Source organism: Streptomyces alkaliterrae (assembly GCF_007097205.2).
Taxonomy (GTDB): domain Bacteria; phylum Actinomycetota; class Actinomycetes; order Streptomycetales; family Streptomycetaceae; genus Streptomyces; species Streptomyces alkaliterrae.
In genome coordinates this window covers 1-447 of sequence record NZ_VJYK02000720.1, presented here as the reverse complement: position 1 = coordinate 447, position 447 = coordinate 1, and the positions used below count along the sequence as shown (strand labels likewise).

General features: G+C 75.8%; 1 protein-coding gene. It reads right to left on the bottom strand.

Going from position 1 to position 447, the window contains the following annotated elements; translation table 11 throughout:
* A partial coding sequence (locus FNX44_RS27640; RefSeq protein ID WP_153507830.1) for an ABATE domain-containing protein occupies positions 1–447 on the bottom strand: 447 nt, incomplete at both ends.

Genomic DNA, 447 nt, shown 5'->3' with positions numbered 1-447 from the left:
AGGTAGAGGCGCGAGCAGGTGTCGGCGGCGCATTCGCCCCATGCGAGGGCGCCGCGTTCGCTGAGGAGTCGGGCGAGGGCGAGGGCGCTGGAGGCGCGAAGCCAGTCGCCCCAGCCGGCGTCGTCGGCGCGGTCCACGTGGAGGTGCCAGGGGTGGCCGTCATGGCGGGAGAGTCGGGGGCGGGCGCCGCTGTGCGCGAGCAGCGCGTTGAGGCGTTCGGCCGCCCGGTCGGTGTCGGATGCGGTGAGGACGTCGCGGAGTTCGCGGATCGCGGCGCGCAGCTCGGCGGCGTCGGCGTCGGAGAACGTGTCGGCGGACAGGTCCTCGGCGCGCTCGCCGTGGCGGGCGAGTACGGCGGCGAGATCGGCGCGTGATGGTTCCGAACCCGGGGGTGCGGCGTTGGCGAGGTCGAGGATGCGCCGGGCGGGAGCGAATCCGGCACGGGGG